Annotated in this window: 17 protein-coding genes and 1 pseudogene; 1 reads left to right on the top strand and 17 read right to left on the bottom strand. The window is 57.2% G+C overall.

What is annotated here, in order from left to right:
* Positions 1-315, top strand: a pseudogene (locus BM029_RS25960) (IS4 family transposase); the annotation flags it as partial.
* A gap of 34 nt (positions 316-349) precedes the next feature.
* Here BM029_RS25960 and BM029_RS19020 read toward each other — a convergent pair.
* From BM029_RS19020 to BM029_RS18940, 17 genes are all read right to left on the bottom strand, one after another.
* Positions 350-2368: an acetyl/propionyl/methylcrotonyl-CoA carboxylase subunit alpha gene (locus BM029_RS19020; RefSeq protein WP_092438693.1), complete on the bottom strand. Its 2019-nt coding sequence runs from the start codon at positions 2366-2368 to the stop codon at positions 350-352.
* 23 nt (positions 2369-2391) lie between these two features.
* A complete protein-coding gene (gene bioB, locus BM029_RS19015) occupies positions 2392-3438 on the bottom strand; it encodes a biotin synthase BioB (protein ID WP_092438692.1) in 1047 nt (348 codons plus the stop codon).
* A 39-nt stretch (positions 3439-3477) separates the two neighbouring features.
* Positions 3478-4218 (bottom strand): dethiobiotin synthase, encoded by a 741-nt coding sequence (bioD, locus tag BM029_RS19010; RefSeq protein WP_092438691.1) that lies wholly within the window; start codon positions 4216-4218, stop codon positions 3478-3480.
* Positions 4211-5605 carry an adenosylmethionine--8-amino-7-oxononanoate transaminase gene (gene bioA, locus BM029_RS19005; RefSeq protein WP_092438690.1) on the bottom strand — a complete coding sequence of 465 codons (1395 nt, stop codon included), beginning with the start codon at positions 5603-5605 and terminating at the stop codon, positions 4211-4213. Before bioA ends, bioD begins: the two co-directional genes overlap by 8 nt.
* On the bottom strand, positions 5583-6767 hold the full coding sequence (gene bioF / locus BM029_RS19000; RefSeq protein ID WP_092438689.1) for an 8-amino-7-oxononanoate synthase: 1185 nt from the start codon (positions 6765-6767) through the stop codon (positions 5583-5585). The genes bioA and bioF overlap by 23 nt, the downstream gene beginning before the upstream one ends.
* Positions 6760-8040 (bottom strand): cytochrome P450, encoded by a 1281-nt coding sequence (locus BM029_RS18995; protein WP_092438688.1) that lies wholly within the window; start codon positions 8038-8040, stop codon positions 6760-6762. The genes bioF and BM029_RS18995 overlap by 8 nt, the downstream gene beginning before the upstream one ends.
* A 73-nt stretch (positions 8041-8113) precedes the next feature.
* Complete coding sequence (locus BM029_RS18990) at positions 8114-8899, bottom strand: enoyl-CoA hydratase/isomerase family protein (protein ID WP_092438687.1); 786 nt, start codon at positions 8897-8899, stop codon at positions 8114-8116.
* Complete coding sequence (locus BM029_RS18985) at positions 8896-9816, bottom strand: alpha/beta hydrolase family protein (protein ID WP_092438686.1); 921 nt, start codon at positions 9814-9816, stop codon at positions 8896-8898. Before BM029_RS18985 ends, BM029_RS18990 begins: the two co-directional genes overlap by 4 nt.
* A 26-nt stretch (positions 9817-9842) precedes the next feature.
* Positions 9843-11465, bottom strand: coding sequence for a carboxyl transferase domain-containing protein (locus BM029_RS18980; RefSeq protein ID WP_092438685.1), 1623 nt, complete (start codon positions 11463-11465; stop codon positions 9843-9845).
* Between the two features lie 78 nt (positions 11466-11543).
* Positions 11544-13238, bottom strand: coding sequence for an AMP-binding protein (locus BM029_RS18975; protein ID WP_092438684.1), 1695 nt, complete (start codon positions 13236-13238; stop codon positions 11544-11546).
* 46 nt (positions 13239-13284) lie between these two features.
* Positions 13285-13692 carry a YchJ family protein gene (locus BM029_RS18970; protein ID WP_244545125.1) on the bottom strand — a complete coding sequence of 136 codons (408 nt, stop codon included), beginning with the start codon at positions 13690-13692 and terminating at the stop codon, positions 13285-13287.
* Positions 13689-14294, bottom strand: coding sequence for a 2-hydroxychromene-2-carboxylate isomerase (locus BM029_RS18965; RefSeq protein ID WP_092438681.1), 606 nt, complete (start codon positions 14292-14294; stop codon positions 13689-13691). The genes BM029_RS18970 and BM029_RS18965 overlap by 4 nt, the downstream gene beginning before the upstream one ends.
* Before the next feature lie 166 nt (positions 14295-14460).
* Positions 14461-15657, bottom strand: a complete 1197-nt coding sequence (locus BM029_RS18960) for an acetyl-CoA C-acetyltransferase (protein WP_092438703.1) — start codon at positions 15655-15657, stop codon at positions 14461-14463.
* Between the two features lie 156 nt (positions 15658-15813).
* The gene (gene aceK / locus BM029_RS18955) at positions 15814-17586 is read right to left on the bottom strand and encodes a bifunctional isocitrate dehydrogenase kinase/phosphatase (protein ID WP_092438701.1); all 1773 of its coding nucleotides are present in this window, start codon (positions 17584-17586) and stop codon (positions 15814-15816) included.
* Positions 17586-18527, bottom strand: a complete 942-nt coding sequence (locus BM029_RS18950; protein ID WP_092438679.1) for a pyridoxal-phosphate dependent enzyme — start codon at positions 18525-18527, stop codon at positions 17586-17588. The genes aceK and BM029_RS18950 overlap by 1 nt, the downstream gene beginning before the upstream one ends.
* Before the next feature lie 45 nt (positions 18528-18572).
* Complete coding sequence (locus BM029_RS18945; protein WP_092438677.1) at positions 18573-19757, bottom strand: isovaleryl-CoA dehydrogenase; 1185 nt, start codon at positions 19755-19757, stop codon at positions 18573-18575.
* Positions 19758-19826: 69 nt separating this feature from the next.
* Positions 19827-20231, bottom strand: a complete 405-nt coding sequence (locus BM029_RS18940; protein ID WP_092438675.1) for a MerR family transcriptional regulator — start codon at positions 20229-20231, stop codon at positions 19827-19829.
* Positions 20232-21002 lie beyond the last annotated feature (771 nt).

Below are 21002 nucleotides of genomic sequence, written 5' to 3'. Positions count from 1 at the left end.
CAGACCTTTCGTGACATCAAAAATGCCCAATTTGGATTGGGACTATCTCAGAGTCAAACGCGTGATCCACTGCGTTTTTCCATTCTGCTATTGATCGGAGCACTCGCCATGTATGCGCTCTGGATCATCGGATTAACCGCGCAACATCAGGGGTTCAAGATCCAATACGGTAGCCGGCACAAAGCCGAACAGACCTTGTCCATCCTCTCACTCGCACTGTGGTGGATGCGCGAAGCACCCCGACAGATCCCAATCTCGCAAATTAACCAGGCAATTCATACCCTGCGCTCTATGGCTATTCATGTTGTTATTTGAGGGGAAGGGTCAGACTCTGACCCCATTTAACTGATCAGGCTGGCTTGAATACCAGCAACTGCGCGGATTCGCTTACTTGATCGCCCACCGTATACAACAACTCTTCGACCAGGCCATCGGCTGGGGCGGCAATCGTGTGTTCCATTTTCATTGCTTCCATGATCAGTAATGGTGCGCCTTTTTTTACCTGTTCGCCTTGCGTTACCAGCAGCGCGACTATCTTGCCTGGCATTGGTGCTGTGAGGCGGCCGCCTTCGGCTTCGGTGTCGCCGGCATGCAGCAGCGGATCGACATAGCCTAGCGTGTACTGGCTTCCGCCATAAAACACGTGGAACTGCTCGCCTTCGCGTACTACGGTGCCGGCTACGGTTCTGTCGCCGAGGCTGATTTCGATGGCGTTGCCGTCTTGCTCCAACACGGTCATCTGCTTGAACGTCTGGGCGTCGAATTGCTCATGATGCAGCAACCAGCGGCCTGCTTCGTACGTGATATCAAGCGGACTGGCTTGACCGTCGTCGACAAATGCGAGTCGGCGTTGCAGGTTGCCGTTCAGGCGCCAACCATCGGTATTGGTCCATGGATCGCTGCCGGCATTGTGGGTAGAATTGCGTTCCGACAGCAACAACGACGCGGCCGCCAGGGCGAACACCTCGATCGCAACCGGAGTCGCGGCGGGAAACAACGTATCGTGGTGACGTTCGATCAGGCCCGTATCCAGATCCGCTTCGGAGAACGGCTTGCCGGCGATCAGGCGCTGCAGGAATTTGACGTTGCTGGCAAGGCCGACGATCTGGTATTGCGCCAGCGCCGTCGCCATCGCGGCCAATGCTTGTTGCCGGTCCTGGCCCCAGACGATCAGCTTGGCGATCATCGGATCGTAAAACGGTGAAATCGCATCGCCTTGACGCACGCCCGAATCGATCCGGACGATGCTGGCGCCGGATTGGCTGACCTCGAACTCGGTTGCCGCCGGCGTGCGCAGATGGCGTAACGTGCCTATCGACGGCAGGAATCCCTTGTCCGGATTTTCAGCATAGATACGCGCTTCCAGTGCATGGCCGCTCAGTTTCAATTGTTCCTGCTTGAGTGGCAACGGTTCGCCTGAAGCTACCCGCAACTGCCATTCGACCAGATCGAGGCCGGTAATCATTTCCGTCACCGGATGTTCTACCTGCAGTCGGGTGTTCATTTCCATGAAGTAGAAAGAACCGTCCTGATTGGCGATGAATTCCACCGTGCCCGCGCCGACATAACCGACTGCCTTGGCAGCGGCCACAGCGGCTTCACCCATGGCGCGCCGGCGTTCCGGCGTCATGCCCGGCGCCGGTGCTTCTTCCAGCACTTTCTGATGGCGCCGCTGTACCGAGCAATCGCGCTCGAACAGATAGACGCAATCACCCTGGGTATCGGCAAACACCTGGATCTCGATGTGACGCGGGCGCGTCAGGTAACGCTCGACCAGCACCTTGTCATCGCCAAAGCTGTTGATCGCTTCGCGTTTGCAGGAAGCCAGCGCGGCCTTGAAATCGGCGCTTTGCTCGACGATGCGCATGCCCTTGCCGCCACCGCCGGCACTGGCTTTCAGCAGCACTGGATAGGTAATCTTGTCGGCTTGCTGCTGCAGGAAATCGGCATCCTGATTCTCGCCGTGATAACCAGGCACCAACGGCACCTGGGCTTTTTCCATCAACTCCTTGGCGGCCGACTTCGACCCCATCGCCGAAATCGAACTGGCAGGAGGACCGATAAATACCAGGCCGGCCTCGGCGCAGGCTTGGGCAAACTTTGCGTTTTCGGACAGAAAACCGTAGCCCGGGTGGATAGCCTGCGCACCGGTAGCCAAGGCCACTTCGATGATCTTGTCGGCGCGCAGGTAACTTTCCTTAGCCGCAGCCGGTCCGATCAGCACCGCCTCGTCACACACCGCAACGTGCTTGGCGCCGGCGTCGGCATCCGAATATACGGCGACGGTCTTGATACCCATGCGCCGTGCGGTGGCTGCCACGCGGCAGGCAATCTCGCCGCGATTGGCAATCAGTATCTTGGTAAACATGCTGTCTCCCCCAGTTATATTATTTATTGCGGTTGGGTATTGCTGTCGGCGGTAACTTCACAACGTGCATCGAATGCCGATGAACGCGAATGCATGCCGAGTTTTTCCAGCAGGGCACGGTCTTCTTCCACTTCCGGATTGCCGGTGGTGAGCAGCTTGTCGCCGTAGAAAATCGAGTTGGCGCCGGCCAGGAAACACAGGGACTGGATTGCCTCGCCCATTTGGCGGCGGCCAGCGGACAAACGCACCCGCGCCTTCGGCATGGTGATGCGCGCCACGGCTACCGTGCGCACGAATTCGAACAGGTCGATCGGATCGATACCATGCAAAGGCGTGCCTTCGACTTGTACCAGATTGTTCACCGGCACCGATTCCGGATACGGCTCCAGATTCGCCAGTTGCGCCACCAGGCCGGCACGTTGCAGGCGTGATTCGCCCATGCCGACGATACCGCCGCAGCAGACCTTGATGCCGGCGCCGCGTACGCTGTCGAGCGTATCCAGGCGATTCTGGTAATCGCGGGTGGTGATGATGTCGCCGTAGATTTCCGGTGCGGTATCGAGATTATGGTTGTAGTAATCGAGGCCGGCACCCTTCAGGCGTTCAGCCTGGCCTTCGCCCAGCATACCCAGCGTGGCGCAGGTTTCGAGGCCTAACGCCTTGACTTCGCGCACCATTTCTTCGACCTTTTCCAGGTCACGGTCTTTCGGTTCACGCCATGCTGCACCCATGCAGAAACGGGTTGCGCCATGCGCCTTGGCTTGACGCGCGGCTTCCAGCACGGTATCCAGCGGCAAGATTTTTTGCGCGGTGACGCCGGTGTCGTAACGTGCTGCTTGCGGGCAGTAGCCGCAATCTTCCGGGCAGCCGCCGGTCTTGATCGACAACAGTGTCGCCAGTTCGACTTCATTCGGGTCGAAATTTTCGCGATGCGTTTGCTGCGCCTTGAACATCAATTCGTTGAATGGCAGGTTGAACAGATCCAGCACGGTTTGCACCGGCCACTTGGCGTCGGCTGGCAGCACCATCGGTTTGGCGGCTGGCTGGAATGTAATTGGTTGCGATGACATGATCAGACTTCCTTTGTGTTTAGGGAATACAGTTAAGAGTTAGATGTTGCCGGATGGCGCAGGCCAACCCGGCAAGCAGGAAAAATTCAAATGACTGGCGGCGACCTCGACCAGCGCCTTGGCGGGCAATGCATTCATGCGCGGCACGTGGCCCAGGAATGGTGCATCAATGCGATTCTTCAATGCGGCAATGTTGGCGTCGCCATTGAGCATGTTGGCGTCGACCGTGTTGGCGACCCAGCCGGCCAATCGCAAGCCGCGTGCGGCAATCGCCTCGACCGTCAGCAGCGCATGGCTGATGCAACCCAGCCGCAAACCGACTACCAGCACTACCGGCAAGCCGAGCTGCTGCGCCAGGTCGGCGGTATCGTGGATGTCGTTGAGCGGCACGCGGAAACCGCCCACGCCTTCGACTACCACGGCGTCGGCCAGCTCCGCCATCTGTCGATAACAGGACAGGATATGCGCCAGTTCAATCGTCCGGTCTTCTTGTGCCGCGGCGATATGCGGTGCGGTCGGCTGGCGTAATAGAAACGGTGTAGTCAATTCCTGCGGCAGTTTCACGCTGGCCTCTGCCGCCAGGATATCGGCATCGTCGTTGTGCCAGACGCCGTCGCGTAATTCGGCGCCGGCTGCGACCGGTTTCATGCCGGCGCTACGGACACCGGTTTTAGTCAGTCCATGCAGCAAAGCGCCGGCGATCAGCGTCTTGCCGATTTCTGTATCGGTGCCGGCGACGAACCACGCGGCCTTTTGGGTACTTACGATAGCGTTAGTCATGATCGATCACGCTTTCGAAAACCGCGGCAGTGCGAGTTGCCAGCAACTCGATTTCTTCATCGTCGAGAATATACGGCGGCATCAGGTAGACAGTTTTTCCGATCGGCCGCAGCAGCAATTCATGTTCCACCGCGCTGCTGAAAAACCGGCGTGAAAATGTCGCGGCGTGCGCCTTGTTGTCGATGACGGCATCAAAGGCCCAGATCATGCCGCGCTGACGGAAATGCTGTACTTTCGGGTGCTGCGCCAATGGCGCCAGTGCCGCAGTGATGCGTTCTGCCCGCAGACGATTGACGTTGATCACATCGTCTTCCTCGAAAATCGCCAGTGTTGCCAGCGCAGCACGGCAAGCCAGCGGATTACCGGTGTAGGAATGCGAGTGCAGGAAACCGCGCGCCAGGGCGTTATCGTAAAACGCCTGATAGATTTCGTCGCGCGTCATCACCAGCGACAAAGGCAGGTAACCGCCGCTGATGCCTTTCGACAGACACAGGAAATCCGGCCAGATTGGCGCCTCTCCCGGCGCAGCCGCTTGTTCGGACGCGAAAAAAGTGCCGGTGCGACCGCAGCCGACTGCAATTTCGTCAAAGATCAGATGGACTTTGTAGCGGTCGCATAGAGCACGCAATTCGCGCAGATAAACCGGATCGTGCATCGCCATTCCGGTGGCGCATTGCACCAGCGGTTCGATGATGATGGCGGCGATATGGCTGGAACGTTGCTGCAATAATTTTTCCAGTGTGGCAGCCGCCCGGTGGGCGACGTCGGCAGCGCTCTCGCCGTCGCGTGCGCCACGCGCATCAGGTGACGCCACCACATGCGCCTGGCGCAACAAGGGACCATAGGCATCGCGAAACAGAGGCACATCGGTCACCGCCAGCGCACCGATGGTTTCACCGTGATAACTGCCTTTCAGGCACACGAATTCCTGCTTGTCGGCGTAGCCGGCGTTACGCCATGCATGGAAACTCATCTTCAGGGCGATCTCGACTGCCGAGGCGCCATCGGACGCATAGAAACAATGCCCCAGCACATTGCCGGTGCGCGCCGCCAGCTGTTCCGACAACTGCACTACCGGTTCGTGCGTAAAACCGGCCAGCATGGCATGCTCAAGCTGATCGAGCTGATCCTTCAATGCGGCGTTGATACGGGGATTGGCATGGCCGAACAAATTGACCCACCAGGAACTGATCGCATCCAGGTAACGTTTGCCGTCGGTGTCATACAGCCACGCGCCACGGCCGCGGCTGACCGCTATCAACGGTACCGATTCATGGTGTTGCATTTGGGTGCACGGATGCCAGACACTGTTCAGGCTACGCTGAACCAGATCCGACTGTGGTGCATGTGTATCTGTACTATTTTTACGCAATTTTGTTCCTGGCATAATTGTCGGCCAGCACATGCAACGCGCTGACCAACTGATCTATTTGTTCGATGCTGTGCGCCGCCGACAGCGATATGCGCAAACGCGCAGTGTCTTTCGGCACGGTCGGCGGCCGGATCGCCGGCACCCAGATGCCTTGCTCGCGCAGCCCGGCCATCAAGTCCAGCGCCAGCTGATTATCTTCAACGATCAATGCTTGCACCGGAGTCTCTGACGGCAGCAAAGGCCAAGGCAAGCTGGCCAGTCCGCCGCGCAGCCGCGCGATCAAATCGCGCAAGTGCTGTTGCCGCCAATCTTCGGTCTGCATCAGCTTGACTGCTGCCAGCAAAGCGCTCGCCAGCAAAGGTGGGCTGGCGGTAGTAAACACGTAGGTGCGCGCCCGTTGCAGCAGCCATTCGATAAGAAGCGCATCGCCGGCGACGAAGGCGCCGGCCACTCCCGCCGCCTTGCCCAAGGTGCCCATATACAAGATGCGTTGCGACTGCAATCCGAAATGCGCCAGGCTGCCGCGTCCTTGCGGACCCAATACACCGAAGCCGTGGGCATCGTCGACCAGCAACCAGGCATCATATTTTTCACACAAGGCCAGCAGTTCAGGCAACGGCGCGATATCGCCATCCATGCTGAACACGGCATCAGTGACGATCAGCTTGCGCGGGTGGTCGCTCTTGGCCAGCAATTGTTCCAGCCTTACCACATCGGCATGCGGGTAGATGCGGAACTGCGCGCCCGACAAGCGCGCGCCATCTATCAGGCAAGCATGATTCAGGCGATCTGAAAATACGACATCGCCGGGGCCGACCAGCGCCGGGATGGTTCCCATATTCGCCATGTAACCGGTCGAAAAATGCAAAGCGCGCGGCATGCCGACGAACTCTGCCAGCGCCAGTTCCAATTCCTCGACTACGCGGGTGTGGCCGCTGATCAAGGCTGATGCACTGGCGCCGACGCCGTATTGATCGAGCCCCGCCTGCGCTGCGGCACGCAGAGCCGGATGGTTCGCCAGTCCGAGATAATCGTTGCTGCAAAAGGACAGATATTGCCGGCCATCGACATCCAGCAACGGCCCCTGCGGACCGTCGACGATGCGCCGCTTGCGCAGCAGCTTCTGCTCTTGCAACGCAGCCAGCTGATCGCGGATCTGGGTCAGCAACTCAGGCATATTGGACTTCCGCTGGTGTTGCCGGTGTCGCTTGTTCTGTCGCTGACGGCCGTGCAAATTTCAGCGACAGCCGGTTCAGGCTGCGATATACCGCGTTGCCGCCCCATGATTGCGTAACGCCGGCCAGTTGTAGCTGAGGCAAGCGCTGCATCACGCTACGCATCGCGATTTCTGCTTCCAGATAGGTCAGCGTCGCACCGATACAGACATGCGGGCCATAACCGAAGGACAGATGTGCGCCCTGATTACGTTCGATATCGAGCCGGTCCGGATCTGTGAATTTGGCGGGATCGCGATTGGCGGCGCCGATCAGCGGAATCACCAGATCGCCCTTTTTCATCAACTGGCCGTGCATCTCGACATCGACCTTGAGCCGGCGGCCGGTATATTGCACCGGGCTGTCGAACCGCAGTAATTCTTTTAAAGCAGACGGCAGCAGCGACGGCATGTTTTGCAGCGCTTGCCATTGTTCTGGATGTTGCAACAGCGCCAACATGCCGTTACCGAGCAGGTTACGCGTGGTTTCATGGCCAGCGAACAGCAATGTACAACACTGTGCCAGCAATTCCTTGGTGGTGATGATGCCGCCTGTGGCTTCAGCACGTATCAGCTGGCTCATCAGATCGTCGCCCAACGCTGCGCGACGCTGCGGCAACAGCTGGCGGAAATATTCGTTCATGGCGATCAGGCTGACCTGGGCCGCGCGGGCGATTTCCAGCGTCGGCGTCGGGCTGCCGATGAAGGCGGCGATATCGTCGGACCAGGCGACAAATTCACTACGGTCTTCGGCGGCGATGCCTAGCATGCTGGCGATTACCAACGCTGGCAAGGGACGGGCGAAATCGCGCATAAAGTCGAACTCGGCCAACTCCCCGGACCCACTGTCAGCGGCCTTCGTTAATACCTGGTCCAGCAGGCGATCGACAATCATCTGGATCTGCGGTCCCAATTCCTGCAATGCCGCTGGCTTGAAGCCGGCATTCATTACTTGCCGCAAGCGAGTGTGCTGCGGCGCATCCACAAACAATAGCGAACGCGAAAAAATCCGTTTGAATTCGCGTAGTTCGGCCAACGCGCCCGGGCCGCTGCTATTGGCCCAACCGCCGGCGCGACGCACCGAGAAACGCGGATCGCGCAACACACTGGCGACGTCCGCATGGCCGGTCAGCAGCCAGGCGCCGCCGCAGAACTCCGGGCTCCAATGCAACGCGCCTTGGACACGCAATGCGTGATAAGCCGGGTAAGGGTCGTTCAAAAATGCTTCATTAATCATTTGCTATCTTTTCCGGCAATTAAATCTCTGCAAGGACGAGATTGTATGTGATCACAGCAAAGTCACCGCATGATCACTGCAGCCAGGACGGTTTGCGCTTCTCCAGGAAGGCGCGCACACCCTCCCGTCCTTCGGTGGAAGCACGGATTTTGGCGATCTCTTCGACCGTATCGGCAATCAGCACCTCCGTCAGCGGCTGGCCAGCAATCGCACGCACCAGACGCTTGGCTTCGGTGACAGCGTTGGGGCTGGCCGCCAACAACGCCTTGAGCAACAAACTCACGCTTTCATCCAATTTCTCTGCGGAAACCATCTCATGCACCAGGCCGAGCTTTTGCGCGGTTTCGGCAGAAAATCGTTCTGCGGTAATAAAATAGCGGCGCGCAGCCGATTCACCGATGGCCTTGATGACGTAGGGCGAGATGGTTGCCGGTATCAAGCCGATCTTCACTTCCGACAAGCAAAACTGCGCCGTATCAACCGCCGCCACGATATCGCAGACAGCCACCAGGCCAAGTCCGCCGGCATAACAATCGCCCTGCACCTTGGCGATCACCGGTTTCGGACATTGGTAAATGGTGCGCAGCATGGTCGCCAGCTGGGCGGCATCGGCGCGATTCTGTTCCGGCGTGTAATCCGCCATCGCCTTCATCCAGTTGAGATCGCCGCCGGCGCAGAACGCTACGCCATTTGCGGCCAGCACGATCGCCCTTACTTCGGCGTTGCCGCCCAGGTCGGCGAAGGCATGCGTGATTTCCGCGATCATGGTTTCGTTGAAGGCATTACGTACCTCGGGCCGATTAAGAACGATAGTAGCCACCTGCGACGCATGTTGTATTGCTAAATTCTGATAAGTCACTTGTTCATCTCCTTCAACGGCTCCGCGGAAAATCCATTTCGCCCAAGAAAATCCGCCACCACCGGCTCCCAGATGCTGAGACCGGATGAAAACAATAAATGCCCGTTCTTGGCAAACGGCGGCAGTAATTTGAATTCGGCCTGGCCGCCCGCCTGGTTAAACGCGGTGTACCAGGCCTGGCTGTATTGCGGACCGAAATACAGGTCATTCTGGGTATATACCCAAAGCATCGGTACCTTCGCAGTTTTGCCGAATTGCGCATACATGTTTTCCAGCTTGGCGCCCTGGCAAGGCACCCCTGGATGCACCTCGGGATCACCACCGGCGCCGCCGGCAAAATTGATCGCCGCCACCAGGCCTTGCGGCATCCTGGCTGCGGTAGCGGTAGTGGTGTAGCCGCCAACCGACTGCCCCACTAACAACACCCGCCCGGGATTAACGTATGGTTGTTGCTTGGCATAATCAAGTACGGCCAGCACTTCGCTGCTAGCTGCCTCGGCCATCGGCCCGTAGTCTTTATCGCGGCAGCCGCCGCTATCTTCAGGGTCGGGCTCGACACCGGCTTCGCCATAACCCAGCCGGGTCGGCACAAACACGGCAAAACCACGCTCGATGAAGAAGCGCACCTGCGGCGTGTAACGGAACCGCGGCGGCTTGGAGCGATCGGTGCCGCTCCGGCCGTGGTTGATGATTACAATCGGAAACGGTCCGACACCGGCAGGCTTGAATTGCGTCACTATGACATTGCCGCTGACGGGCCGGCCGTACAGATTCTTGACAGTGACCGGCAAGCGGGTGACAGCTTCGTTCAAATCCTGCGCCAGGGGCTGATCCGCTGCTTGCGCGCACCATGCACACAGACACAGGCATGCAGACGCCACAGCTTGTGTCACCGATATTTTTTTCATTGTGCGCATGATTGCTTTCTGTTCGCTATCCGGTTTTACATCCGGAACACGCCGAACCTGGTTTCCGCAATCGGTGCATTCAAGGCTGCGCTCAAACCCAGCCCAAGTACCCGGCGCGTATCGGCCGGATCGATCACGCCGTCGTCCCACAAGCGCGCGGAGGCGTAATACGGATGGCCTTGATGTTCGTACTGATCGCGAATCGGTTTTTTGAAAGCTTCTTCTTCTTCGGCGCTCCAGCTGCCGCCCTTGCCTTCAATGCCATCGCGTTTGACGGTTGCCAGCACGCCGGCAGCCTGTTCGCCACCCATCACCGAGATACGGGCATTCGGCCACATCCACAGGAAGCGCGGTGAATAAGCGCGGCCGCACATGCCGTAATTACCGGCGCCGAAGCTGCCGCCGATGATGACTGTCAGTTTAGGTACGGCAGTGGTTGCCACCGCGGTCACCATCTTGGCGCCATTGCGGGCGATACCTTCATTTTCGTAGCGGCGGCCGACCATGAAACCGGTGATGTTTTGCAGGAATACCAGCGGAATCTTGCGTTGCGAGCAGAGTTCGATGAAGTGAGTGCCTTTCACGGCCGCTTCTGAAAACAGAATGCCGTTGTTGGCGACGATGCCGACCGGCATGCCGTAGATATGAGCGAAGCCACAAATCAACGTGGTGCCGTAACGCGCCTTGAATTCATCGAATTCGCTGCCGTCGACGATACGCGCGATGACTTCGCGGACATCGAAGGGCTTGCGGGTATCGAGTGGAATCACGCCATACAGTTCATGGGACGGATACTTCGGTTCGACTACCGGGCGCAACAACGGGCCTTGCGGTTTCTGGCGATTCAGGTTGGAGACGATGGTGCGCGCCAGCGACAAGGCATGCATATCGTTTTGCGCCAGATGATCAGCCACGCCGGACAAGCGGGTATGGACATCGCCACCGCCCAGGTCTTCGGCGCTCACCACTTCACCGGTTGCAGCCTTTACCAGTGGCGGGCCGGCCAGGAAAATCGTGCCCTGGTTCTTGACGATGATCGACTCGTCGCTCATCGCCGGCACATAAGCGCCGCCTGCCGTGCACGAACCCATCACCACCGCGATTTGTGGAATGCCTTTGGCAGACAGGTTGGCCTGGTTGTAGAAGATTCGGCCGAAATGGTCACGATCCGGGAACACTTCATCTTGATTCGGCAAGTTGGCGCCGCCGCTATCGACCAGGTAGATGCAAGGCAGATTGTTTTGCTCGGCGATCTCCTGCGCGCGCAAATGTTTTTTGACGCTGAGCGGATAGTAGGTGCCGCCCTTGACGGTTGCATCGTTGCAGACCACCACGCATTCCTGCCCCGCGATACGGCCGATGCCGGTAATCACGCCGGCGGAGGGCGCTGCATCGCTGCCATCCTTGTCTTTGTAGACGTGATACGCGGCCAGTTGCGAAAATTCCATGAACGGCGTGCCGGGATCAAGCAGCATCTGCACCCGCTCGCGCGGCAGCAACTTGCCGCGCGCCACATGCTTTTTGCGCGCAGCATCGCCACCACCCTCGGCGATCTGCGAGACTTTCTGGCGCAAATCGTCAACCAGCAGATTAAGCGCGCTGGCATTTTCCTGGAATTCTTCGCTGCGTGGGTTCAGCTTGCTTTCTAACTGGGGCATTGCGATGTCCTTTGTGTCTAGAATTTTGAATCATCCTTTTGGAACGATTCTTTTGGAACCGTTCTTTTGGAACGATCTTTATGCGGTGTGGATATCGTTGAGTTTCAACTCATCCTTCATCGCTTCACGGATCTTGAATTTCTGTATCTTGCCGGTCACTGTCATCGGGAAAGCATCGACAAAGCGGATATAGCGCGGCACCTTGTAGTGCGCGATCTGGCCCTGGCAAAAATCACGCACGGATTGTTCGTCCGCGGTTTTCCCTGGGCGCAAGATAATCCAGGCGCATAATTCTTCACCGTATTTCTGATCCGGCACGCCGACTACCTGCACATCCTGGATCGCCGGATGACGATATAAAAATTCTTCGATCTCGCGCGGGTAGATATTCTCGCCACCGCGAATCACCATGTCCTTCATGCGGCCGACGATATTGACGTAACCTTCGGCATCCATGGTCGCCAGATCGCCGGTATGCATCCAGCCTTCGCTGTCGATCGCTTCGCGCGTCTTTTCTTCATCGCCCCAATAACCGTGCATCACAGAATAACCGTGTGTGCATAACTCACCTGAACTGCCGATGGGCATGATCGCGCCCGATTCCGGATCGATGATCTTTACCTGCAGGTGCGGCTGTACCTGGCCGACGGTGGAAACCCGTTTCTCGAGCGGTGTATCGGTCATGCTCTGACAGCTGACGGGGCTGGTTTCGGTCATGCCGTAGGCGATGGTGATCTGCGCCAGATGCATGTCGCGCACCACACGTTTCATCACTTCGATCGGGCATGGCGATCCGGCCATGATGCCGGTGCGCAGTGTCGACAGATCGAATTCGGCAAAGCGCGGATGATCCAGCTCTGCGATGAACATGGTCGGCACGCCGTGCAAACCGGTGCAGCGTTCTTCCTGTACTGCCTGCAGCACCGACAACGGTTCGAAGCCGTCATTCGGATAAACAATAGTCGCGCCGTGCGTCAGGCAGGCCAGATTACCGAGCACCATACCGAAGCAGTGATACAAAGGTACCGGAATACAGAGTCGGTCCTGCGCCGTCAGCTTCATCGCTTCACCAATGAAAAAACCATTGTTAAGAATATTGCGATGGGTCAGCGTCGCGCCTTTCGGAAAACCGGTGGTGCCGCTGGTGAACTGGATGTTGATGGGATCGCTTGCTTGTAATTGCCCGGCGATTTCTGCCAGTTGCGAATCGGACGGGTCGCCACTGGCGATAAAATCGGCAAAGCGCAACATGCCCGGCTGCGCATCGCTGCCAAGCTGGATCACGGTTTTCAACGTCGGCAGACGCGCCGCCTGCAAGCTACCCGCAGTGGCGTGTTCGATTTCAGGCGCCAGCGTGCGGATCATGTCCAGATAGTCGCTGCTCTTGAAACTGGTCATTGAAATCAACGCCTTGCAGCCGACATTGTTCAACGCATACTCCAGCTCGCTGACGCGATAGGCCGGATTGATATTCACCAGCACGATACCGGCATAGGCCGTGGCCAGTTGCGTCAACAGCCACTCGGCATTGTTGTGCGACCAGATGCCGATGCGGTCACCCGGCTGCAGCCCAAGCTTGAGCATGGCGCTGGCCAGCTGCCTGGCCTGGCTTTGCAGTTGCCGATAGCTCAGGCGGATCTGCTGATGGCGCGAGACCAATCCGTCATTGTCGGCGACCCGCTCCACCATCTCGTCGAAAAAGCTGCCGATGGTCTGTTCGATCAGCGGCAACTCCTGGCTGCCGCGATCGATGCTGGAATTCAGTTGCTTCATGATCTTGTCTCCTGTTAGGACCTGCTAATGCTTCCCGCAATGATTTTTATTTTTCGGGGAAACTGCCATCGACATAAAACCAGCGTGGCTGATCTTCTGCGCCAGGTTCACGCTCGCGCACAAAGCGGCTTACTTCGTGCAAGCGCTCTGCACGGCCGCCGATCTTGTAACGCGCTACAAATTCCACGATAGCGCTGTCGCCGTCGGCCTGATGCTTACGAACTTCAAGGCCCAGCCATTTCAGCCCGGCTTCGGCCACGATCGGCTCGGTCGGCCTGGTACTGCGATGCCAGGTCGCTTGCAAATAGGCGCCGTTGTCCATGACGTAGGCGCTGTAACGTGAGCGCATCAGCGCCAGTGCGGACGGCGCCACCTCGCTGCCATTGTGATAGCGACCGCAGCACTGTGCGTAATTGCCGCCACCGCAAGGACAGTCATCAACCTTATTCTTCAAATCTTGCCATCCCTCAGAAATGCTTCGAGTTGGTCGAAACGGTCGAAACCCCAGAACGGCTCGCCATCGACAATCATGAACGGCGAGCCGAACACGCCGCGCGCCATCGCCAGATCGACTTCCGCTTTCAGCTGATTCTTGATCGGCACGCTGTTGATGCCTTCGCTCAGGCCGGTGGTGTCGATGCCGCTGTGATGGCCGATCTCAAGCAGCTTCATCGGCTCGGCGATATTCGTGCCGTCGACAAAATAAGCTTTGTAAATCTGCTTGGCGTATTTGATGGCCTTGTCTTCACCTTGCTTGCCACGTACCCACAGCACGGCGCGTGCCGCTGCCTGGGTGGAAATCGGGAAAGCGCCGGGACGTTTGTACGGGATGCCGTGAAATCGCGCGCTGCGCTCGAAATCGTGGAATGAGTAATCGCCCTTGATCGGCACCTGCGGCAAGGGTGCCGAGCCGGTGGTCTTGAATACCGGCCCTAGCAAGATCGGATGCCATTCGACATCGCGCTTGTATTTTGCCGCCAGCTCGTCGATACGGGTGGCTGCGAAATAACCATACGGAGAGGAAAAATCAAAGTAGAAATCAATTGCTGCGGCCATCTTCTTATACCCTGTCTGAAATGGTAATTATTATTGCGACTATTGTGATTATTGCAATTCACGAAGACCGATAACAAAGATCAGCGTGAATTCGCGGAAAGTCCGCGAAAACCGCTGATCCATTTGATGCCTGCTACTCAGTTACATCAGAACTTGTTATAACGCATCAAACCAGTTCGACTGCGATGGCAGTACCTTCACCACCGCCGATACACAACGATGCCACGCCGCGCTTGCCGCCCTTAGCCTTCAAGGCGCCCAGCAGAGTGACGATAATGCGCGCACCGGAAGCGCCGATCGGATGGCCGAGAGCACAAGCGCCGCCATGGACATTGATCTTGTCGTGCGGAATATCGTGTTCTTTCATCGCGGCCATCGGCACCACGGCAAACGCTTCGTTGATTTCGTACAGATCGACGTCGCTGTTCTTCCAGCCGACTTTCTTGTACAGCTTTTCAATCGCGCCTACCGGTGCGGTAGTGAACCATTCCGGTTCTTGCGAATGGCTGGCATGGCCCAGAATGCGGGCAATCGGCGTGCAGCCGAGTTTCTTGGCAGTCGATTCGCGCATCAATACCAACGCGGCAGCGCCGTCGTTGATGGAGGACGACGAAGCCGCCGTGATGGTGCCGTCTTTCTTGAACGCTGCGCGCAGCGACGGGATCTTGTCGATCTTCGCCTTTTGCGGGCCTTCGTCCTTGTCGATCACCACTTCGCCGGCACGGCTGGTGACGGTCACCGGTGCGATTTCCCACTTGAAGGAGCCGTCGGCAGTGGCGGCTTGTGCGCGCTGTACCGACGCGATCGCAAACGCATCCTGGTCGGCACGGCTGAAATGGTATTTGGCTGCGCATTCTTCACCGAAAGTACCCATCGAACGGCCGCCGCCGCTTTCACCCTTGGAGTAAGCATCTTCCAGGCCGTCCAGCATCATGTGGTCGAAAATCGTGGCGTGGCCGATGCGATAGCCGCTGCGTCCTTTTGGAATCAGGTAAGGCGCATTGGTCATCGATTCCATGCCGCCGGCGACCACTACTTCATTGGTCCCCGCCAGCAAAGCATCGAAAGCGAACATCGTGGCTTGCATCGCCGAACCGCACACCTTGGAAATGGTGGCCGCATTGGTAGAAACCGGCAAACCGGCTTTGATGGTTGCCTGCCGTGCAGGCGCCTGGCCTTGGCCGGCTTGCAATACATTGCCAAACAACACGCCATCGACTTGCTCCGGCTTCAGCCCGGCGCGCTCAACTGCAGCCTTGATCGCCACGGCGCCCAGGTCACTGGCGGTCAATGCCGAAAAATCACCTTGAAACGCCCCCATTGGAGTACGTGCTGCACCGACGATAACGATTGGGTCATTCATGTTGCTTCTCCAGATTACGACAACTTGGTAAACCGCCTCAGGAATCACCGGTACTTCTCTGCGATTCGCGTAAGCGGCTTTGCTGCCTGGTTGGTTAAAAATAAAATGATTTGCGTAGTTCGGATGCTTCAATTTACTGCGTTTGTTACCGGTCAATCAACCTTGTGCGTAGGTAAAACGGCATTCTTGCGGATACGGGAAAACGTCGTCGAAATGTCCCTCAAGAATGTGCTGCTTGTGTTGTTGCCAATATTGCTGGGTCAATAGATCCGCGTGATGTTTTATAAAGTATTTCTTCACGTTTTGATTTCCGAGAAGAAATACACCGAATTGTTCCGGAAAGACATCGTTCTTGGCGATGGAATACCATGGCTCGGCAGACATTTCGTCTTCCTCGTTACGCGCCTGCGGGATAGTCCTGAAATTGCAGTCTGTAATGTATTCAATCTCATCATAGTCGTAAAACACGACACGATTGTGACGCGTCACGCCAAAATTTTTGTACAACATGTCGCCAGGGAAGATATTCGCCGCGACCAGTTCCTTGATAGCGTTACCGTATTCGGTGATGCCATGTTCCAGCGCTGCCTGGTCGTTGTTTTTCTCGGCGTTGTTCAGATAGATATTCAGCGGCACCATGCGCCGTTCGATATACAGATGCTTGATGACTATTTCGTCGCCATCTTCTTCGACTACCGACGGCGCTACCAGCTTCAATTCGGCTAGCAGTTCGTCGGAAAAGCGCGCACGCGGGAACGCCACGCTGGAATATTCCAGGGTATCGGCCATGCGGCCAACCCGATCATGATGCTTGACCAGCAGGTATTTTTCCTTGACCAGCGCATTGGTGGTTTCCTTCGGCGCCGGGAAATAATCCTTGATGACCTTGAATACATAGGGAAACGACGGCAAGGCGAATACCACCATCACCATGCCGCGAATCCCGGGGGCGCTCTCAAAATGATCCGACGAGTGCCGCAGATGGCGCAGGAAATCGCGATAAAACAATGCTTTGCCGAGTTTTTGCAAACCCAGGATGGTGTAGATTTCACTGCGTGGCTTGTTTGGCAACAGGCTGCGCAGAAACTGTACATAGGCTGACGGCACTTCCATGTCGACCATGAAATAAGCGCGCGTGAAAGAGAACAGGATCGTCAGTATCTTGGTGTCGAACAGCACCGCATCCAGCACCAGCTTGCCATCCCGGTCATGCAGGATAGGCACCACAAACGGATACTCGCGCGGGCCGTTGATCATCTTGCCGACCACGTATGCGCCCTTGTTGCGGTAGAACAGGTTCGACAGCACCTGGATCTGGTGATTCGGCTCCAGCGCGACGGTGCCGAAGGCTTGCTCTATGCGCTCTTCTGCCATTGAGACATCGCGGTCCAGGTCTGCGAACGGCCGCTGCAGCTGGAAGTTGGTAATCAAGCGCTTGAGCGTGTAATGCAAGCCGTCCTTGGATGGGTAGTACACCCGGTAAGTGGGCAAGGCTTCATCGGTGTCGATGTATTCAGTCGACACTGCCGGCCGCACGAAAATGAAATCGTTATGGAAATAGGCGCGATGCAGGATATTGCAGCAGACCGAGTTGAAGAAGGTCTCGGCCAGCTCCGGCTGCTTATGATCGGTCAGCATGCCGATGTAATGCAGCTTCACCTCACGCCAGACCTCGTCGGTCAGATCGCTTTGGTCGTATTCGTCTTCCAGCGCCTGCACACATTCATGCACCCGCGCGTCGTAGAAACCGATCCGCTCGCGCGCGGCGAGTTGGGCGGTTTTCCAGTCGGCGCTTTCAAAATGCTCCTTGGCCAGCACACTGGCTTCGCGGAATAAACGGTAATGCTTGTCGAAACCGTCCAATATCATGCGCGCAGTATCGAAAGCGATCTGCGACGACAGTAATTTTGGAAAGTTTGCCGACGTAATCACAGCGAGAACCGTTCCTTCCAGCCAGCCAGCATCGCCAGGCTGACGCCGATACCACCGCACACTACAATCAATGGCCGTTTATACGGCGCCAGCACCGGCAGTTTTTCGTAGGCTACGGCCAGCGCCGCGCCGCATGCCGGCTCCACCAGCGTGCGCATCTGATCGGCAAACGCCAGCGAGGCGGCGACCGCCTGGGCATCGCTGACAGTTACGCTGTGCACTTCATGCCGCCTGGTCCAGGCAAAACATTCATCGGCCACGCGCTTGGCGGCAAGGGTGCCTGCAATCGATGTAATCGCCGGCAAGGTCACCAATTCGCCGGCACGCACTGCCGCGTTCAGTGAAGCGGCGCCGTCAGTTTCTACTGCGATCAACGGAATGTGCGACAGGCCGTTGCGATGTAAACCGCTCAACACGCCGCTCATCAAACCGCCGCCGCCGACCGAGCAGATGACGACGTCGAAATCGACACCGAGCTCGCGCGCCTGCAGCACCGCTTCGTCGATCATGGTGGCGTTGCCGTCCCAGATGTCGGGGTGATCGAAAGGAGGAATGTAGACGGCGCCGGGCTGTTCGCACTGCGTCAGCGCCAGCTGGTTTGCTTCATCCCAGACGCTGCCGTGGACGATCACCTCGGCGCCGATATCGCGGATGCGCTGGCAAACTTCTGCAGCGGTGGTTTCCGGCACCACGATAGTCGTCTTGACGCTCAGCGCCGCACCGGCAAATGCCGCCGCAAAACCCGCATTGCCGCCCGAGGGGCAAACCAGGTGACTGGCGCCGCCGGCCACCGCGCGCTGGCACAGCAAGCCGATCCCGCGCAGCTTGAATGAGCCGGCCGGCTGGGTGTTTTCCATCTTCAACAAAACTTGCTTGTCGAGGGCGACGGACAGTTGCGGGTGTCGCAGTAATGCGGTGTGAATATGCAGTGAAGTCATGTTCTCGACGCTGTTGCCTTTATATTAAAAATGCAATTAAATTAATTAGCAGGTTTCCGCAAACAGTTCCCGGCCGATCAGCATACGGCGGATTTCGCTGGTGCCGGCGCCGATTTCATACAGTTTGGCGTCGCGCCACAAGCGTCCCACCGGATATTCATTGATGTAGCCGTTGCCGCCCAGCGCCTGGATCGCCTCGCCTGCCATCCAGGTAGCCTTTTCGGCCGAATACAAGATCGCCCCGGCGGCATCCTTGCGCAGAGCGCGAGCCGCAGCCGGTGTCCTGGCGCGGTCGCAAGCCTGGCCGACAGCGTACACATACGCCTTGCAAGCCATCATGGTCGAATACATATCAGCCAGTTTGCCCTGCATCAGCTGGAATTCGCCGATGGACTGGCCAAACTGCTTGCGGTCATGCACATAAGGGACGACTACATCCATACATGCTTGCATGATACCAAGCGGGCCGCCGGAAAGAACGGTGCGCTCGTAATCCAGGCCGGACATCAGCACATTGACGCCTTTGCCCAGACCGCCCAGCACGTTTTCCACCGGTACTTCGCAATCCTGGAATACCAGCTCGCCGGTGTGCGAACCGCGCATGCCGAGCTTGTCCAGCTTTTGCGCCACGCTGAAGCCCTTGAAGCTTTTTTCGATCAGGAAGGCGGTCATGCCGCGCGCGCCGGCTTCCAGGTCAGTCTTGGCGTAGACCACCAGCACGTCCGCATCGGGGCCGTTGGTGATCCACATCTTGGTGCCGTTGAGTACCCAGCGGTCACCCTTCAGGTCGGCCCGCAATTTCATGCTGACCACGTCGGAACCGGCATTCGGCTCGGACATCGCCAGGGCGCCGATATGGTCGCCGGAAATCAGCTTCGGCAGGTATTTGGCTTTTTGCTCGGTGCTGCCGTTACGCTTGATCTGGTTGACGCACAGGTTCGAGTGGGCGCCGTAAGACAGGCCGACCGAAGCCGAGGCGCGCGAGATTTCTTCCAGGGCGATGATGTGCGCGAGATAACCCATGCCGCTGCCGCCGTACTCCTCTTCAGCGGTGATGCCAAGCAAGCCGAGATCGCCCATTTTTTTCCATAAATCCATCGGAAACTGGTCGTTACGGTCGATTTCCGCAGCGCGCGGAGCGATTTCCACAGCGGCGAATTCCTGGATAGCACTACGTAGCGCGTCGATATCTTCGCCGTGATCAAACGTCAAACCGGGTAAGTGGATCATGTTGTCTCCTTCGTTATTTCGCTGGTTAGCTAATTGTTATGTGAATTTGCGGATAATCGTCATGGTGCATCACGGTGCGACGTGATCGCGCAGCTCGCCGCTGCTCAGCAGGCGGCGGCACTCATCCTCGTGCGCGGTAATTTCTGCCAGTGTCACTTCTATATCTTCGCGTTGCTGTTCCAGATGTTCGCGGTGGCGTGCCAACACCTGCAGGAACAGTTCCAGCTGGGACGTCGAATCCTTTGGCGAATCGTACATATCGACCAGACTCTTGATTTCAGACAACGTCAGTCCGAGCCGCTTGCCGCGCAAGGTCAGCTTCAAGCGCGTGCGCTCGCGGGCGGCATACACCCGGTTGCGGCCGCCGGCGCCGTCCCGCTTCGGACTCAGCAAACCCTGATCCTCATAGAAACGGATCGCCCTGGGGGTAATGTCAAATTCGCGGGCAAGTTCAGTGATGGTGTAAGTCGGCATGGTCTCAGGGTGACAGAGCAAGAATTGCTGGTTTAGGCACAACGGCAGTTAACGTTAACGTAAAGCACATTGTAGGCGCGCTTACGGAAAATGAAAACACCGAAAAACTACTAGCTTTACTAAAGTGACGTAGAAGTTGGAATTACTGCCGTGGAAGGTGGGATTTTTGCCTAGATAAATGAGACTGCATTAACTTGCATAAATGCCAGGAGGCAATAGCTACCGAATAAATATGGACTTCCCCACAGATATCTACAATCCTCGCTGTCTAGTCTGTATTTTGACAGGAAGTTGTTAATAGAAAGAAAACTCTGCTCAGGTTGTGGCGAATCGCTTCAACCACGCTCTCAAACTCCGAAGCAATGTTATTGCCCAAAGGGAACATTCATTCTGCATTCAAATTTTCTGCCGAATTTTAAAAAACACCTGTATCCATGCAGATTCTCCCGCATCCTCCCGCATCCTCCAGCAAATTTTGGCAAGATTTTTGGCCAAACATTGATCGCCCCGTCCTGACCGATAGCTAGAATAAATTCCTGAGGCAGCATTGTTCGGTATACTTCGCCGATGGAAAAACAATATGGAGTCCACTATTGTTCCCAAGGCCGGTTCTCACAAGCTGTGAAGGAGATTGTGGGAAATGCAAGTTCTTGCCAATTGGCAAGCGTCTCTGTTGCTCGATCAACGAAAACAGGGAAGAACGCTGAATGGCCGGCGGTTAAAGCAGCTTCCTTGCACTCGCTTACGCGTGCAACTGCAAAGCTGTTTGCG

Origin of the sequence: Collimonas sp. OK607 (genome assembly GCF_900111995.1) — a bacterium.
Taxonomy (GTDB): Bacteria; Pseudomonadota; Gammaproteobacteria; order Burkholderiales; family Burkholderiaceae_D; genus Collimonas.
The sequence above is the reverse complement of the archived record's forward strand: the minus strand, read 5'-3'. Positions and strand labels throughout refer to the sequence as shown.

What these genes read in the sequence shown, in the direction of transcription:
- BM029_RS19020 (WP_092438693.1), bottom strand. Translation starts at nt 2,368, where the DNA reads ATGTTTACCAAGATACTGATTGCCAATCGCGGCGAGATTGCCTGCCGC.
- bioB (WP_092438692.1), bottom strand. Translation starts at nt 3,438, where the DNA reads ATGTCATCGCAACCAATTACATTCCAGCCAGCCGCCAAACCGATGGTG.
- bioD (WP_092438691.1), bottom strand. Translation starts at nt 4,218, where the DNA reads ATGACTAACGCTATCGTAAGTACCCAAAAGGCCGCGTGGTTCGTCGCC.
- bioA (WP_092438690.1), bottom strand. Translation starts at nt 5,605, where the DNA reads ATGCCAGGAACAAAATTGCGTAAAAATAGTACAGATACACATGCACCA.
- bioF (WP_092438689.1), bottom strand. Translation starts at nt 6,767, where the DNA reads ATGCCTGAGTTGCTGACCCAGATCCGCGATCAGCTGGCTGCGTTGCAA.
- BM029_RS18995 (WP_092438688.1), bottom strand. Translation starts at nt 8,040, where the DNA reads ATGATTAATGAAGCATTTTTGAACGACCCTTACCCGGCTTATCACGCA.
- BM029_RS18985 (WP_092438686.1), bottom strand. Translation starts at nt 9,816, where the DNA reads ATGCGCACAATGAAAAAAATATCGGTGACACAAGCTGTGGCGTCTGCA.
- BM029_RS18980 (WP_092438685.1), bottom strand. Translation starts at nt 11,465, where the DNA reads ATGCCCCAGTTAGAAAGCAAGCTGAACCCACGCAGCGAAGAATTCCAG.
- BM029_RS18975 (WP_092438684.1), bottom strand. Translation starts at nt 13,238, where the DNA reads ATGAAGCAACTGAATTCCAGCATCGATCGCGGCAGCCAGGAGTTGCCG.
- BM029_RS18965 (WP_092438681.1), bottom strand. Translation starts at nt 14,294, where the DNA reads ATGGCCGCAGCAATTGATTTCTACTTTGATTTTTCCTCTCCGTATGGT.
- BM029_RS18960 (WP_092438703.1), bottom strand. Translation starts at nt 15,657, where the DNA reads ATGAATGACCCAATCGTTATCGTCGGTGCAGCACGTACTCCAATGGGG.
- BM029_RS18950 (WP_092438679.1), bottom strand. Translation starts at nt 18,527, where the DNA reads ATGACTTCACTGCATATTCACACCGCATTACTGCGACACCCGCAACTG.
- BM029_RS18945 (WP_092438677.1), bottom strand. Translation starts at nt 19,757, where the DNA reads ATGATCCACTTACCCGGTTTGACGTTTGATCACGGCGAAGATATCGAC.
- BM029_RS18940 (WP_092438675.1), bottom strand. Translation starts at nt 20,231, where the DNA reads ATGCCGACTTACACCATCACTGAACTTGCCCGCGAATTTGACATTACC.